The following is a 14,135-nucleotide window of genomic DNA, read 5'->3' on the forward strand; positions in this document are numbered from 1 at the left end:
ATGATGCTCCGTCGTCGTTCTGCCCTTCTCGGTCTGGCCGCGAGCTGGTCTCTCGGTCGTTCCTCCCTTGCTCTCGCGGCGCCATCCGCCGTCTCGTCCGGTCAGGCTCAGGATGCGCGACTGGTCGTGATCCTGCTTCGCGGTGCGCTTGATGGCATGGCGGCTGTCACCCCCTATGGCGACCCGGGGCTTGCTGCGCTGCGCAAGGCGCTTGTCCTGCCTGAACCGGGGCAGGATCAGGGATTGCTCGATCTGGGTGGTACATTCGGGCTGCATCCCGCCCTGGCGGGGCTGCACGACCTATATGGTGCCGGGCAGATGCTCCCAGTCCATGCCGTTGCCGCGCCGTATCGCACGCGCTCTCATTTTGACGCCCAGGATTATCTTGAAAGCGGGGCGGATCATCGTCTCTCCAGCGGTTGGCTCAATCGTGCCGTTTCTTTCCTGCCGGGGCAGAGGCAGCACCCCGAAGGGCTGGGTCTATCGCTTGGGCTCGATGTGCCCCTGTTGTTGCGCGGTCCAGCCCGCATCGGCAGCTATGCCCCGGCGGGCAGCCAGCATCCCACAGACGAGCTTTACCACCAGATTGCAAAGCTGAACGAGCATGACAGGCTGACTGGCCCGGCCTTTCACAACGGCCTTCTGGCCCGTGGTTTTTCAGACAATGCCCTGGCGCAGGGCGCAATGCGGGACGGACGCAAGGAGGATGGTTTCACACGTCTGGCCTCGGCAGCAGGGCTCATGATGTCACGCGACGACGGGCCACGTGTCGCCGCCCTGGAAATAGGAGGATGGGACACCCATGCGGGCCAGATCGGGGCGCTCAAGGCCCCACTTGCCCGACTCGATCAGGGAATAACAACCCTGAAAAACAATCTGGGCGCGTCCTGGTCACGCACGGTGGTGCTGGCCATGACCGAATTCGGCCGGACCGCCCGCATGAATGGCACGGGCGGAACCGATCACGGCACGGGGGCCGTGGCCTTTCTGGCTGGCGGCGCTGTGCGTGGCGGACGTGTCGCCGGAACATGGCCGGGATTGCGCCCCGGGCAACTTTTTGAAAACCGCGATCTCGCACCGACAACCGATCTGCGCAGTGTCATAGCCGGAATCCTGTGTGCTCATATGCACCTGCCACGCACAGCACTCGCGCAGGTTTTTCCCGATGGCACACCCGATCTGATGACAGGCCTTGTAGCGTAGCAATACGCCGGGGCTGAATTGCCCCGGTGCAACAGTCAGTCTCAGGGGATGAGTTTTCGCGCCTGCAGCAGGGTAAACAGATCGGCAAAGGAACGCCGTGTATCGTGATACCCTGTAAAGCCGAACAGACGGCTTTTCGTCATATCGGTCACACATTCCACCGGGCGGCCCAGATCAGCATCCGTATGCCACGGCGAGGCCAGACGGGTCAGGTCAGGCTCAACCAAATCATGCTTTTGGGCGAGCGCCGACCATACATCTTCCTTGCCGCGCAACAGGGCTTCGAGCGACGTTGCCTCACCGGGATAGGGCGCAGCCTCGATGCCAAACCAGTTGGCCAGTTCACCCCACAGGCTCGACCAGCGAAACACGTCGCCATTGACCACATTGAAAGCCTGGTTACGCCCGGCCGGATTTGTCGAGGCCCAGTGAATCTGGCTCGCAAGCTGCCTTGCATCCGTGACATCTGTGAGTGCGTTCCACTGGGTCGGGGAGCCGGGAAACACAAAGGGCATCCCCGTCTCGCGGCATAGCGAGGCATAGACAGCGAGCGTTGTGCCCATATTCATCAGATTGCCAATGGCAAAGCCGATCACCGTATGAGGGCGATGCACCGACCACGTGAAGTTGAGGCTGCGCGATGCCTCAAACAGCACGTCTTCCTGCGCGTAATAGAAATTCTTGACATCCAGCCGCCCCATGCTTTCACGGAAAGGGGTGACCGGCGGTGCCCCTTTGGCATAGGCATCGAATGGCCCGAGATAATGCTTGAGCCCGGTAACAAGCGCTGCATGGACAAGGGCTTCCGGCCTGGGGAGCGCCTCGAATACATTGCGCAGCATGGCGGCATTGGCGATGCAGTTCTCACGCTCGGTCTCTCGTCGCGTCCATGTGGTGAAGAACACATGGCTTGGCGCGATATCTACCAGCGCCGCCTTCAGCCCCTGCGGGTCGAGCGTGTCGGCCTTGATGGGCAACACCGTGGCGGGAAGCGCCTCAATGCGACGGGCAAGGCCATAAACGGTCCAGCCTTCAGCCACCAGACGATTGGCAAGATTTTGCCCGACCAGACCGGTCGCACCGATGATAAGGGCAGTATGGGTCATCAGAAATACTCCAGCGTCGTTCCTGTCTTTGCGAAGCTGGAGCGAGGGACTAAAAAACACAATCCGGCACCTTTTTGTGCCCTGGTTACCTGAAGGGCTCCATGACCGACCCCACCCCGTCTCCTGATCTGCTGGCCGGCTACCGTCAGGCCCCGTTTGCCGAGGATTGCGCCCCACGACGCCTGCTCAAGCTGTTTTCAGGCAAATGGGTGACCATGATCCTGCATGCCTTGCACATGTCCGGGGGGGCAGCCCGCCCCGGCGCCCTGCAGCGCAACCTGCCCGGCTTATCGAAAAAGATGATGACCCAGACGCTGCGCGACCTTCAGACGGCCGGTCTGGTCGAACGGGTCGTGATCCAGACCATGCCACCCAATGTGGAATACAGGCTGACCGCGCTTGGCCAGCGCTTTATCGAACCGCTGGAAATGCTTTATTGCTGGGGTGTCCGTCATGCGGATCTCCTGCAGCAGCTTGGCCAGCACCCCGACTGACCAGCGCCCGAGTGATCCGCACCCGAGTGATCAGCGTCCTACGAGCGCTTTCATGCTGGCGGGATAACGTTCACCCACAACGTCGATCTGCGTCAGCGCCTCGTCGATCGACTGCAATTCATCGGAGCCAAGTGCCAGTGTCGCGCCGCCAAGATTTTCCTCCAGACGCGACAGGCGACGCGTACCGGGAATGGGTACGATCCAGGGTTTGCGGGCCAGAAGCCAGGCAAGCGCAATCTGCGCCGGGGTGGCCTGACGCTGCGCCGCAATGGCTTCGAGCTGCGTGACCAGCGCCTGATTGGCCTGCAACGCCTCCGGAGCAAAACGTGGCACGATCTTGCGGAAATCCTGATCGCTGAACTGTGTGCTCGTGTCGATCTTGCCCGTCAGGAAGCCCTTGCCCAGCGGGCTGAAGGGGACGAACCCGATGCCGAGTTCTTCCAGCAGCGGCAGGATTTCCTGTTCGGGCTCGCGCCACCAGAGCGAATATTCGCTTTGCAGGGCGGCGACCGGCTGCACCGCATGGGCCTTGCGAATGGACGCCGCACCCGCTTCGGACAAGCCGAAATGGCGGATTTTACCCTCCCATATGAGTTCCTTGACCGTCCCTGCCACATCCTCCATCGGCACATCAGGATCGACACGATGCTGATAGAACAGATCGATCACATCGGTGCGCAGACGCCTGAGCGCGTCCTCGGCAACCTGACGGATGCGAGCCGGATGACTGTCGAGCCCATCGCCCGGCCTGCCATTGCGAAAGCCGAACTTCGTGGCAATCACCACATCCTTGCGGAAAGGCGCGAGCGCCTCGCCCAGCAGGCTCTCATTGGTGCCGGGGCCATAAGCCTCGGCGGTGTCGAAAAACGTGACCCCGCGCTCATAGGCACCGCGCAGGAAGGTGATGGCGCTTTCATGATCTTCGGCGGGGCCATAACCGAAACTCAGCCCCATGCATCCCAGACCAAGGGCAGAAACCTCGAGTCCGCTTTTTCCCAAAACCCGCTTTTCCATGTTCCGGTCTCTTTCCGATGATTATGATGTGTGTGGGGACCTGTTCAGCCCTCAACCTCAGTCAGCGCGGCGGTATTGTTCGTCGCTCACCTTATCCAGCCATCGGGTGGAAACACCCTCGACGCTCTCGGTAATCGCGACATGGCTCATCGCGCATAGCGCCGAGGCACCGTGCCAGTGTTTCTCATCGGGCTCGAAAAACACGATATCGCCGGGACGCACTTCCTCTATCGCGCCGCCGTCGCGCTGCACCCAGCCCAGCCCGGAAAGCACCAGAATGGTCTGTCCCTTGGGGTGCGTATGCCAGGCCGTACGGGCACCGGGCTCGAATGTGACCGTTGCACAGGCCAGCGCACCGCTTCCCGAAAAAGGCGCGTCCACACGCACCCTGCCGGTAAACCAGGCGTCATTTCCCTGTGCAGAGGCTGTGCTGCCTGAACGTGTGATCTGCATGGTGATCCCTTTCCCGAAATTCCCGGATCAGCCGCCTTGCGGGCGCGACGGGGCGATGAGTCATAAAACCATTATCCTGCGCAAACGATTAGCGCGTATAATCGGCACGTACCTATGTTGGATTTTCATGAATGAAACGCGATGATCTGGTCGATCTGAACGCCTTTCTGGCCGTGGCGGAAGAGCAGAGCTTTACGCGTGCGGCGGCAAGGCTTGGCACCTCGCAATCGGCACTCAGCCATACGGTCAGACGGCTCGAAACCCGTCTTGGCGTGCGGCTGCTGACACGCACCACGCGACGGGTCTCGGCCACCCTCGCCGGTGAAAGGTTACTCCAGACCCTTGTCCCTGCGCTTGACAGTATCAGCGACGAAATCGCTGCCATCAGTGAATTGTCCGAGCGCCCCTCAGGCACGATCCGGCTCACGACCTCCGACCATGCCGCCCGAACCCTGATCTGGCCCGCATTGCGGCGCCTGCTGCCCGGATACCCGGAAATACAGGTCGAACTCGCCATCGATTCAGGCCTGACCGATATCGTAGCCGAGCGCTTCGATGCGGGTGTGCGACTGGAAGAAACCATCGCACGTGACATGATTGCGGTACCGATCGGGCCACCGTTGCGCATGGCCGTTGTGGGCGCCCCTGTTTATTTCACGCATCAGGCACCTCCCCGGCAGCCGCAGGATCTGTCACAGCATCAATGCCTGAAACTGCGCATGGCCAGCTCGGGGGCGATCTATGCCTGGGAGCTGGAAAAAGGGCGACGCAGCCTGCGTGTTCGCCCCGAGGGGGCCCTGACATTCAACAATGCTCCCATGCTGCTCGAAGCTGCGCGAGACGGGTTTGGCCTGGCCTGCGTCATGGAGGATCAGATTCTCGATGATGTGGCAGCCGGACGGCTTGTCCGCGTGCTGGAGGATTGGTGCCCCCCCTTCCCCGGCTACCATCTCTATTACCCGAGCCGCCGCAATACTTCGGCAGCCTTTCGACTGCTTGTCGAGGCCTTGCGGTATCGCGCCTGAAACAGCGCCCTTCGCTCAGTATTCCTGAGCGGTCGGGCGGAACAGGATTTCGTTGATATCCACCGCCTCGGGCTGGCTCATGGCGAACATCACACATTCCGCAAAGGATTCCGGCGGAATGGCGTAATTCTGGTAGAACGCCTTCATCGATTTCGCCGTATCCGGATCGGTGATGCTGTCTGTCAGTTCTGTCGCCACCGCGCCGGGGGAGATGATGGTGGTGCGGATATTATAGGGTTTGACCTCCTGCCTCAGCCCTTCGGAGACAACACGCACAGCCGATTTGGTGGCGGAATAGACGGCTCCACCGGGCCCTACCTTGTGCCCCGCCACTGAGGACACGTTGATAATATGGCCGCTCTTCTGCTTTTGCATCTGCGGCAGAACAGCGGCGATGCCATAAAGCGTGCCCTTGAGATTGACATCGATCATGCGATCCCAATCCTCGATACGGCGCTTTTCAAGCGGCGAATGAGGCATCAAACCGGCATTGTTGATCAGCACATCCACACGCCCATGCAGCGCGATGGCGTGATCGACCAGAGCCTGCACTTCGGCGCTGCGGCTGACATCGGTTTTCTTGACAGCATCACGCCCGATGGAAAGGGAATCCGCCAGGGCTTCAAGCCTGTCGAGACGCCGAGCCCCCAGAACGATTTTGGCCCCTTCTGCGGCAAGACGACGCGCGACTGCCTCGCCCAGCCCGCTGCTCGCCCCGGTCACCACAACGACCTTGCCTGCAATTTCCCTGGTCATGATCAGGACTCCTTTCTGTCGGCAAAAACCTGTCTCGCAATGCCCAGCGCGGTCGAGGCGGTAGGCCAGCCGGCATAGAAAGCGAGATGGGTGATGATTTCGATGATTTCCGCCTCGGTCACACCGGTCTCGAGCGCCTTGCGCAAATGAAAACCGAGTTCATTGCCTCGATAGAGGCTGATCAGGCAGGTAACGGTAACGATACAGCGCTCACGCGGTGCAAGGCCGGGCCGGGCCCAGACCTCGTCGAAAAGCACCGTATCAGTATAGCGCGCCAGATCTGGCGCAATATCACCAAACGCCTTGCGCGCCGTTGTCGAGGCAGGAATGTTCTGCTCTGTGCGGGGCTCGTTCATGACCTGACCCTCCCTGTCATTATTGGCAAGGACCTAGTCTAGAGCGCGAAAACCCAAGCCAATAAGATCATGAATTCCGCATGGTCCTATATCGATCATTCATGAAACTGGGAGAGGATCAAGCGAGCCATGCCATGGCCCGCCTTGCCTTCACCCTGCCACCAGCAGACCCGCAAAACATGCCTGTATATGAGCGCGCGCCCGCATTACCGCCGCCAGTGGGGGGGCCTTGTCGGGGTCCTGCTCGGCCTCAACCACCATCCAGCCCTGATAACCACTTTGGGCGACAAACGCTGCGAGCGGGCCGAAATCGATGCAGCCATCACCCGGCACGGTAAACACCCCCGTGCGTACAGCTTCATTGAAACTCAGATCATCACCGCGCACACGCTCCAGTACTGCCGGGCGCACATCCTTGAGGTGGATATGACAGATACGTGCGCCATAGCGATCGATCAGGCGGCGATAATCGAACCCTGCCGCCATTGCGTGCCCGGTATCGAGCAACAGACCCACCTCGGCCGAGAGCGCATCGAAAACCTGACAGATTTCCGGAAATGTTTCTGCCACCATCATCAGATGATGATGATAGGCAAGCCGTATGCCGTACCGCGCGCGCAGCATGGCATCGAAAACACCCAGCCGTCCGGCATAGTCGCGCAAGGCCTCACGCGACAGTTTCAGGCGGCGTGACATGGGCTCATCGAGCGGCGCGGCAGACGGGGCCATGGCGCCACATTCACCATAAACCATGACCTGACAGCCCATCGCCCGCAGAAGCTGGGCATGACTTGCGACATCCGCCCATTCCTCCTCCACATCGCGCTCACCCAGCCGGCCCGAATACCAGCCCGAAGCCAACGCCAGGTGATGGCGCTGCAGAACAGGTGTCAGATCCTCGGCATTGCGCGGGTATTTTCGCCCCAGCTCCGTCCCCTCATACCCGGCGGCGGCGATCTCGCTCAGACATTGATCAAGCGGCGTCTCACCGCCCAGATCCTCCAGCACGTCGTTCGTCCATGAAAGCGGGCTGCATCCCAGCCTGACGTTCGGCGGCAGACCCGCGCTGCCTGATGTCTCGTCCATCATCACCCCTCCGGTCACAGGTGCTCATCGTTCCGATTGCCTGAGGCTAGGGCAGAGCGTGGGGCTGGACACGCACAGATTTGATGTGTTCGCATCACTTGTGTGAGATATATAACATCTGTCATAACAGATGGTCGGATATGCCATGTCGCAGCGCGCCACGATCCACGATATTGCCCGGTATTCCGGAGTTTCAACCGCGACAGTCGATCGGGTGATCAATGGCCGCGGCGGCGTAAGACCCGACAAGGAACGTGTGGTGCTCGAAGCCGCCCGCGAGCTGGGTGATGGCCGTAGGCTGATCGCCCTCCATGCACGGCTTGCACGTATTGCCGTGGTTACCCAGCCGCCAATCAACCCGTTTCATGCGGCATTGCAGGATGCCTTTCGCGTTATCATGCCTGCCTACAGGGAACAGAATATCGCGTGTTTCGAACACCATGCCAGCATTGAGCATCCTGACCGGGCGGCAAGTCTCATCCGTACGCTGGCCCGTGAATATGACGGGCTCATCCTGTGTCTGCCCGATCACCCCGGCATCAGGCAGGCCGTAAGCGATGCCTGTGTGAGACTTCCCGTTGTGACCATTGCTTCCGACATCACGGCCCCCGAGCGTCTGGCCTATATTGGCTCGGACAACTACCGTGCGGGTCGTATTGCGGCTGACATGATGGGCCGCCTGCTCGGCCCGCGTGAGGGACGCGTGGCCCTCATTGCGGGGACGATGCATTATATCGGGCATCAGCAGCGCTATGCAGGCTTCATGGCCGCACTCGATGAGCGTTACGCAGCACTCAGTGCCACACCTGCGCTGGAATGTCTGGAAAACGACGACAGGGCAGCCGACGCCGTTCATGCCCTGCTGCAGGAACATCGCGATATTGTCGGGATCTATCATTTCTCGACCGGGGCCGACGCCATTGCGCGCCTGCTTGAAAAACAGGGCATGGCCGACAGGCTGGTCTTCATCACCCATGAACTGACACCCCACCGTGCCACGTTGCTGCGCTCAGGCACGATCGACATTGTGCTCGACCAGAACCCCATGCTCGAGGCGCGAACGGCACTTTCCACTCTCAGCCACTATCTGGGGCGCTGCACTGCCCCTCTTGATGGCCCCATCATTCCGCTATCGGTTCATACGCGCGAGACCGTCTGATCAGCGATCGCGAGAAACCTTCCCTCATGCCCAGTGCAGGGACATGAGGGCTGGGGCAGGACGACAGAAAAGACCTCATCATGGCAAGGCGACGAATCAGGAGGCCATCAAGACTGTCGGCAGCCTCCACCAGTCATGTATCGTCAGAAGCCCCCCGGACATCATGACCCCCACCGGAAATCACAACAATATTATCTATAATATTTATGCAATAAAAATTTAACTATACATCGCATTACAGGCACCTGAGATTACCCGCCATTCTGGGAAGCTCACATCCAGAGTAACGCAGTATGGTCGTCATCATCATTCTGCGGCTATTTAAAATGCACGCGGGAAGAGGCAACGCCAGCCGGGGCTATCCTCCCCTCAAGACTACCTCAAGCCAGTACCCCCGCTCCGGTCCGGTTACGCGCGGAGGACCTGCCAGAACGAGAGAGCCATGTTCCTTAACAACACGCTTGTTTGCCTGCTCACCGCTACAGCCCTCGCCTCGGCCCCGCTTGCCAGTGCCGCAACGGATACGAACAGCCTTGCCACGGCTCAGGTGACAATGGTGCCGCAATACACTCTGGTCTGGCCCCATGCCCTCGGAACCGTCGATATCTTCGCCTCCCATACTCCCGACAAGACGAGCATGACCCTGGTGCAGCAGCACAATGACAGCGGCGCGGCCCGTGTGATTTCCCCGCTGCCGGGACAGGGACGTGTCTATTTCTTTATCAAGCCGGTTGATGGCAAGCCGGGCCAGTGGGTTGCGAACCGCGTTCTGCCGCTCGATGGTGTCGCAAATTTCCGCGATACGGGCGGTTATGAAACTGCAGACCATCATCATGTGCGCTGGGGCGAATTCTACCGCTCGGCCGCGCCCGGCGGCCTGACGCGCGCCGATTATGCGCTGGTCGATACGCTGGGCATCAAGAGCGTGACCGATCTGCGCACGCAGGCGGAACAGCAGAAACAGCCGACGCACTGGCAGGTCAGCGGGCAGGAAAAACCACCCGCTTTCTATCCCTCGGAGAAGCCTGTTCTGCCGGGTGACATGACGGACAAATCACGTCTGGCGAAGATGGATCAGACCCAGGCCAAGGCGCTGATGGAGGCATTTTATGCAAAGATGCCGGATTACTATGCGCCTGAGCTGAAGGCGCTATTTGCCCGCCTTGTCGCGCATCAGACCCCCACCCTGACTCACTGCACCGCGGGCAAGGATCGCACCGGATTTGCCTCTGCACTCATTCTCTATGCTTTGGGTGTGCCCGAACAGACGATCCTGAGCGATTACGCGATGAGTGGTGATCTGCTTCGCGCGCATATGACGCCCAGCTTCAAGGCCGCGATGAATGACCCCAAAAACGGTGGGGCCATGGCAGCATCCCCCGCCATGAGTGCGCTGCTCAATTCCGACCCTACCTATCTAGAAGCGGCCTTTGCCTCGATCCGCAAGCAATATGGTTCGATCGATGCCTATCTGGCCAAGGCCCTCGATGTCGGTCCGGTACAGATCAAGGCGCTACGCGACGCCTATCTCGACTAACCGACAGGTCTGAAGCCGATGGGCGCTGGGCTTCGGCTACAGATGATGGCACCGGAGCCGAGGGACCGCCCTAAGGAGGCCCCGGACTTTCCAGTTTAACCCGGCAGCAGAGGCGCTGCCGGCGATGATTTATCTGGACGTGCCGTCCACCAGGGTGGCGCGATAGACGGCCCCGCGAAAGCGATGTTCACGGGCCTCGCGATAGGCATCGCTTTCATACCAGGCCATTGCGGCTGCACGATCCGGGAATTCGAGAATGACGATGCCTTCGGGTCCTTCGCCTTCCAGACATTCCTGCGCGCCATAAAAAACGATCGGGGTTAGAGGGTGCTTGTCGATCGTTGCAGCCGCCAGACCCGAATAGATATCCATCTCGCTCTGGTCGATCAGGCGTTCCTTGGTGAAAACGATATAGACGCTCATGATGTGTATCCCTTCTGAAATGCGACAGATGATCGGGCCTTATGGACCTCAATGTCCGATATAGCGGCCCGGTCGGTGATAGGCGATAAGCACACCGCTCGTGGCCACAGCGCTGAGAGCCGACAAGGCAGCCTTGTCGAGCGGTAGATAGAACGCCGAAACAGAAAGAATGACGGCATCGATTGTAATCTGCACACGCCCGGCATTGATCCCGCGTGCCTTCTGCAACCACAGGCATATGATGCCCGTCCCTCCGACGCCCGCCTGATGGCGCGCCAGACATAATATCCCAAGCCCGATCATCGTGCCTGAAAACAGGGCAGAGAACAGCGGGTTTATGTAAGACAGGTTCATCACCAGTGGCATTTCCCCGGCGGCGAAGGTCACGCCCAAACTCGCCAGCATGGTTCTGAAGGCAAACCCCGTGCTCATGGCGCGTATGGCAAAAAGCAGGAAAGGAAAATTGATCAGGGTAAACAGATTACCCGGTGAGACAGGCACCAGATAGGACAGCAAAAGAGCGATCCCGGCCATGCCTCCCGTAACCAGCCCAGCCTTGTGCAGGCACAATATGCCCATGACGATCAGGGAACACCCGATGAAAAAGGCGTAGATATCTTCTGCGAGCGAGTGCCGCAGGGCCGGTACGTGCGGCGTGGTCATTTCCGGATCTTGTCCTTGGTGCAAGGTCGGGCGGTCCGCTGTTGCAAGCAGCAGACCGCCGGGTCGATGTCATTCTTAAGGAATGTGCAGGGCGCTAGTCGCCGTAGAGCGTTCCCACGGCATCATGCATCGCCAGCGCGACGGGTGCCGCATCGTAACGCCTCATGCGGACCTCGATGAAATGACCGCGTGACGTATCCGCGTTGCAGGCGGCAAAGGCAGCCTCGAGCTCCTCGCGTGTCGAGACAGTGCTGACGGCCCAGTCGTCGCACCCCAGCGCGGCAGGCAGGAGGTGATAGCGCCACTGGGCGAGGTCATTGTAATAGGTCTCACCGTCCTTGCACAAAAGCCGCTCGATCAGATAGCCATCGTTATTGATGACAACCACGACAGGGTGTTTCCTGAAGCGACCGAACTGGCTCAGTTCCTGAGCCGTCAGCTGATGCGAACCCTCGCCTGTCACAAGGATCACCCGGCGTGATGATGCGGCCATCGCCATACCGAAAGAGGCAGGAGTCGCCCAGCCAATAGACCCCCACAGGGTCTGATTATGATAGCTCACATCCTCTGGCAGACGGATTTCCGCCATACCCATTGAGGCATTGCCGGTTTCGGCCGCAATGATATCACCCGGCCTGATGAGCGACTGAAGATCATGATAAAGCGTCGCGGAGGAGATGAAGGGCTCATTTCCCGCAACGGGATGCGCCTGTACAGGCAGTTCGCCCTCGAAACGCCGGATCGTGTCTGCCTGGGCGCAAAGCCCATCGAGGACATCGTGCATCATCACGCCATTGATGATCTCATGACCAAAAACAACATGGTCCGGCATGATGTTGATCAGATGTTCTTCGGAGAGTTTGGCCGTGAACGCGCCGGTGTTGAAATCTGTCTGCTGCATACCGATCCCGAGCACCAGATCGCACCCTTCCACGAAATCGGCGATATTTTCATGAAGCAGATGGCCGTAATAAAGGCCGAGATAGTGCGGGGCGGTTTCTCTCACCACGCTTTTATCGGCAAACATGGTCGCGTGGGGAAGCGCCGTGCGATCGAGAAAATCCTGCACGCGGGCCTGATTGCCAAAACGCGTAGCCAGAATACCCGGCAGAACGCAGGATCGCGCGCTTTTCTCAAGAGCAGCGAGAATACGGGCAATGACCGAGCCGAGGGCGTCGGGGCAGCTTTGCGCTGGTTGCAGGATGAGTGGCGCAGCCGCCACCACTGGCTTGCCCGCGATATCGGAGGGAACACCGAAATAAATGGGGCGTCGTTCAGCGCGCATGGCATGGATGGCACGCTCGACTTCCTGGATACAGTTTTCCGGAGTGAGAATGACGCGGGCACAGGTAAAATCGGCGGCAGCATTGTAGAAGGCCAGAAAATTACCATTGGCCAGTGAGTGATGAACCAGCTTGTCAGAGCCCTGTACCGATGAGGCGGGCATACCAACGATATGGACAATCGGCAGGCGCTCGGCAAAAGCCCCGGCGACACCGTTCAGGGCACTGAGCTCACCCACGCCGAACGTCGTGCTCAGAGCGGCAACGCCATTTACGCGCGCGTACCCGTCAGCACTATAGGCGGCATTGAGTTCATTGCAGCTGCCCACCCAAGTCATGTCATCGCGGGCACAGACAGCATCTTCAATCGGGAAGGCGTAATCACCTGCGACACCGAACACGTGGCGGATGCCCAGATCGGCAACACGGTTCAGCAGATGCTCTATGACAGTCACACTCATGGCTTGCCTCTCGTCAAACAAGAACAGGCCGGTCATACATGCTTCGCAATATATAATATAATATGATATTTTTATGCCAAATATAGGATTATGGCTATGTCGTCTGCGCAGATCACCTTTCGCGAGCTTACCCATTTCCTCGCCGTGATCAGCGAGGGAGGCTTTGTGCGTGCCAGTCAGGCGCTCAATATCAGTCAGCCATCGATCAGCCAGAGTGTGCAGAGTCTCGAGGCCAAGATCGGGGCCAGCCTGATCGTGCGCGGCAGGAAAACTATTCAGTTGACCGAGAAGGGCCAGATATTCCGCCGCTATGCGGAAAGAACGGTCAATGACGAAATAAGCCTGAGAGAGCGGCTTTCAGAAACAAGGGAAACCGTGGAAGGCCCGCTGCGCGTGGCTGTCCCTCCGGCCATCGCTTCGATCTGCTTTCCGGCCATTATCGATGTTTTCTGCCGCAGATATCCGGATGTGATGCTGGAAATCGACGAATGTCCGTCCGATCGACTGATACCGCGCCTGCGTAGCGGCAAAACGGAGATTGCAGCGCTCATCCTCCCCGCAGCAGAGCGGGATTTGCGCCTTTATCCGCTGGGGCGAGATCATCTCTCCCTTGTCGTGCCAAGCCAGCATCCGCTGGTCGAAGCGCATCATTGCCGTCTGGACGACATTCTGGACGAACGCATCGTCCTGCTGCGTGAGGATTTCAAGATCAACGATTTCATCATGAGTGCCTTTGCCAGCCATTCGACGCAGCCTCATGTCACCGGGCGCACGAGCGATATCCACCTCCTGATGGCCATGGTGCGGGCGGGGGTCGGGCTGGGGATCGTACCCTCGCTTCTCTGCCGGGATAGCCGCATGAATGGCCTGACCGCCCTCAAGCTTTTATCACCCAGCATCAGCTTCGATCTGGTTATGGCGACACGCAAGGATCGCACGCTCTCAAAAGCAGGCGAGGCCTGGAGGCGCGTCTGCCAGGCGCATTTCATTGAACCTGATACCGCCACCGAGAGCTGAAACGCACCTTATGCGCAATATCGCGACCCGGCTGCGCGTGTGAGTGACTCGGAGCTCTCGTAAGCCTGTGGCGAGCTTGCGTCGTGGTGGCAGCACATA

15 protein-coding genes are annotated in these 14,135 nt (G+C 59.5%); 6 read left to right on the plus strand and 9 right to left on the minus strand.

What is annotated here, in order from left to right; translation table 11 throughout:
- Complete coding sequence (locus F3J08_RS13330; RefSeq protein ID WP_166930597.1) at positions 1 to 1,203, plus strand: DUF1501 domain-containing protein; 1,203 nt, start codon at positions 1 to 3, stop codon at positions 1,201 to 1,203.
- A 41-nt stretch (positions 1,204 to 1,244) separates the two neighbouring features.
- Here the strand turns inward: F3J08_RS13330 and F3J08_RS13335 are convergent, their stop codons facing one another.
- Positions 1,245 to 2,309 carry an SDR family oxidoreductase gene (locus F3J08_RS13335; RefSeq protein ID WP_166930599.1) on the minus strand — a complete coding sequence of 355 codons (1,065 nt, stop codon included), beginning with the start codon at positions 2,307 to 2,309 and terminating at the stop codon, positions 1,245 to 1,247.
- A 101-nt stretch (positions 2,310 to 2,410) separates the two neighbouring features.
- On the opposite strand from F3J08_RS13335, the gene F3J08_RS13340 reads away from it, so the two are divergent.
- Positions 2,411 to 2,803 carry a helix-turn-helix domain-containing protein gene (locus F3J08_RS13340; RefSeq protein ID WP_166930601.1) on the plus strand — a complete coding sequence of 131 codons (393 nt, stop codon included), beginning with the start codon at positions 2,411 to 2,413 and terminating at the stop codon, positions 2,801 to 2,803.
- 30 nt (positions 2,804 to 2,833) lie between these two features.
- On the opposite strand, the gene F3J08_RS13345 is transcribed toward F3J08_RS13340, so the two are convergent.
- Positions 2,834 to 3,817, minus strand: coding sequence for an aldo/keto reductase (locus tag F3J08_RS13345; protein ID WP_166930603.1), 984 nt, complete (start codon positions 3,815 to 3,817; stop codon positions 2,834 to 2,836).
- 57 nt (positions 3,818 to 3,874) lie between these two features.
- Positions 3,875 to 4,270 (minus strand): cupin domain-containing protein, encoded by a 396-nt coding sequence (locus F3J08_RS13350; protein ID WP_035443978.1) that lies wholly within the window; start codon positions 4,268 to 4,270, stop codon positions 3,875 to 3,877.
- A 131-nt stretch (positions 4,271 to 4,401) separates the two neighbouring features.
- Here F3J08_RS13350 and F3J08_RS13355 point away from each other — a divergent pair, with 131 nt between their 5' ends.
- A complete protein-coding gene (locus F3J08_RS13355; protein WP_122038602.1) occupies positions 4,402 to 5,295 on the plus strand; it encodes a LysR family transcriptional regulator in 894 nt (297 codons plus the stop codon).
- 15 nt (positions 5,296 to 5,310) lie between these two features.
- Here the strand turns inward: F3J08_RS13355 and F3J08_RS13360 are convergent, their stop codons facing one another.
- The 3 genes from F3J08_RS13360 to iolE form a co-directional block, all read right to left on the minus strand.
- The gene (locus F3J08_RS13360; protein ID WP_122038603.1) at positions 5,311 to 6,051 is read right to left on the minus strand and encodes an SDR family oxidoreductase; all 741 of its coding nucleotides are present in this window, start codon (positions 6,049 to 6,051) and stop codon (positions 5,311 to 5,313) included.
- A 2-nt stretch (positions 6,052 to 6,053) separates the two neighbouring features.
- Positions 6,054 to 6,407, minus strand: coding sequence for a carboxymuconolactone decarboxylase family protein (locus F3J08_RS13365; protein ID WP_062163867.1), 354 nt, complete (start codon positions 6,405 to 6,407; stop codon positions 6,054 to 6,056).
- 150 nt (positions 6,408 to 6,557) lie between these two features.
- The gene (gene iolE, locus F3J08_RS13370) at positions 6,558 to 7,496 is read right to left on the minus strand and encodes a myo-inosose-2 dehydratase (protein WP_166930605.1); all 939 of its coding nucleotides are present in this window, start codon (positions 7,494 to 7,496) and stop codon (positions 6,558 to 6,560) included.
- Positions 7,497 to 7,638: 142 nt separating this feature from the next.
- On the opposite strand from iolE, the gene F3J08_RS13375 reads away from it, so the two are divergent.
- Both F3J08_RS13375 and F3J08_RS13380 read left to right on the plus strand, forming a co-directional pair.
- Positions 7,639 to 8,652 carry a LacI family DNA-binding transcriptional regulator gene (locus F3J08_RS13375; RefSeq protein ID WP_166930607.1) on the plus strand — a complete coding sequence of 338 codons (1,014 nt, stop codon included), beginning with the start codon at positions 7,639 to 7,641 and terminating at the stop codon, positions 8,650 to 8,652.
- A gap of 442 nt (positions 8,653 to 9,094) precedes the next feature.
- Positions 9,095 to 10,189 carry a tyrosine-protein phosphatase gene (locus tag F3J08_RS13380; RefSeq protein WP_166930608.1) on the plus strand — a complete coding sequence of 365 codons (1,095 nt, stop codon included), beginning with the start codon at positions 9,095 to 9,097 and terminating at the stop codon, positions 10,187 to 10,189.
- A gap of 129 nt (positions 10,190 to 10,318) precedes the next feature.
- Here the strand turns inward: F3J08_RS13380 and F3J08_RS13385 are convergent, their stop codons facing one another.
- From F3J08_RS13385 to F3J08_RS13395, 3 genes are all read right to left on the minus strand, one after another.
- Positions 10,319 to 10,612, minus strand: a complete 294-nt coding sequence (locus F3J08_RS13385) for a DUF1330 domain-containing protein (protein ID WP_035443981.1) — start codon at positions 10,610 to 10,612, stop codon at positions 10,319 to 10,321.
- A 48-nt stretch (positions 10,613 to 10,660) separates the two neighbouring features.
- Complete coding sequence (locus F3J08_RS13390; protein ID WP_023979629.1) at positions 10,661 to 11,275, minus strand: YitT family protein; 615 nt, start codon at positions 11,273 to 11,275, stop codon at positions 10,661 to 10,663.
- A gap of 94 nt (positions 11,276 to 11,369) precedes the next feature.
- Entirely contained in the window at positions 11,370 to 13,019 is a 1,650-nt protein-coding gene (locus F3J08_RS13395) for an alpha-keto acid decarboxylase family protein (protein ID WP_166930610.1), read from the minus strand.
- 96 nt (positions 13,020 to 13,115) lie between these two features.
- Here F3J08_RS13395 and F3J08_RS13400 point away from each other — a divergent pair, with 96 nt between their 5' ends.
- Entirely contained in the window at positions 13,116 to 14,036 is a 921-nt protein-coding gene (locus F3J08_RS13400) for a LysR family transcriptional regulator (RefSeq protein WP_166930611.1), read from the plus strand.
- Positions 14,037 to 14,135: the final 99 nt, after the last annotated feature.

The sequence above is a fragment of the Asaia sp. As-1742 genome (assembly GCF_011753235.1).
Classification (GTDB): domain Bacteria; phylum Pseudomonadota; class Alphaproteobacteria; order Acetobacterales; family Acetobacteraceae; genus Asaia; species Asaia bogorensis_B.

What these genes read in the sequence shown, in the direction of transcription:
- F3J08_RS13330 (WP_166930597.1), top strand. Translation starts at nt 1, where the DNA reads ATGATGCTCCGTCGTCGTTCTGCCCTTCTCGGTCTGGCCGCGAGCTGG.
- F3J08_RS13335 (WP_166930599.1), bottom strand. Translation starts at nt 2,309, where the DNA reads ATGACCCATACTGCCCTTATCATCGGTGCGACCGGTCTGGTCGGGCAA.
- F3J08_RS13340 (WP_166930601.1), top strand. Translation starts at nt 2,411, where the DNA reads ATGACCGACCCCACCCCGTCTCCTGATCTGCTGGCCGGCTACCGTCAG.
- F3J08_RS13345 (WP_166930603.1), bottom strand. Translation starts at nt 3,817, where the DNA reads ATGGAAAAGCGGGTTTTGGGAAAAAGCGGACTCGAGGTTTCTGCCCTT.
- F3J08_RS13350 (WP_035443978.1), bottom strand. Translation starts at nt 4,270, where the DNA reads ATGCAGATCACACGTTCAGGCAGCACAGCCTCTGCACAGGGAAATGAC.
- F3J08_RS13355 (WP_122038602.1), top strand. Translation starts at nt 4,402, where the DNA reads ATGAAACGCGATGATCTGGTCGATCTGAACGCCTTTCTGGCCGTGGCG.
- F3J08_RS13360 (WP_122038603.1), bottom strand. Translation starts at nt 6,051, where the DNA reads ATGACCAGGGAAATTGCAGGCAAGGTCGTTGTGGTGACCGGGGCGAGC.
- F3J08_RS13365 (WP_062163867.1), bottom strand. Translation starts at nt 6,407, where the DNA reads ATGAACGAGCCCCGCACAGAGCAGAACATTCCTGCCTCGACAACGGCG.
- iolE (WP_166930605.1), bottom strand. Translation starts at nt 7,496, where the DNA reads ATGATGGACGAGACATCAGGCAGCGCGGGTCTGCCGCCGAACGTCAGG.
- F3J08_RS13375 (WP_166930607.1), top strand. Translation starts at nt 7,639, where the DNA reads ATGTCGCAGCGCGCCACGATCCACGATATTGCCCGGTATTCCGGAGTT.
- F3J08_RS13380 (WP_166930608.1), top strand. Translation starts at nt 9,095, where the DNA reads ATGTTCCTTAACAACACGCTTGTTTGCCTGCTCACCGCTACAGCCCTC.
- F3J08_RS13385 (WP_035443981.1), bottom strand. Translation starts at nt 10,612, where the DNA reads ATGAGCGTCTATATCGTTTTCACCAAGGAACGCCTGATCGACCAGAGC.
- F3J08_RS13390 (WP_023979629.1), bottom strand. Translation starts at nt 11,275, where the DNA reads ATGACCACGCCGCACGTACCGGCCCTGCGGCACTCGCTCGCAGAAGAT.
- F3J08_RS13395 (WP_166930610.1), bottom strand. Translation starts at nt 13,019, where the DNA reads ATGAGTGTGACTGTCATAGAGCATCTGCTGAACCGTGTTGCCGATCTG.
- F3J08_RS13400 (WP_166930611.1), top strand. Translation starts at nt 13,116, where the DNA reads ATGTCGTCTGCGCAGATCACCTTTCGCGAGCTTACCCATTTCCTCGCC.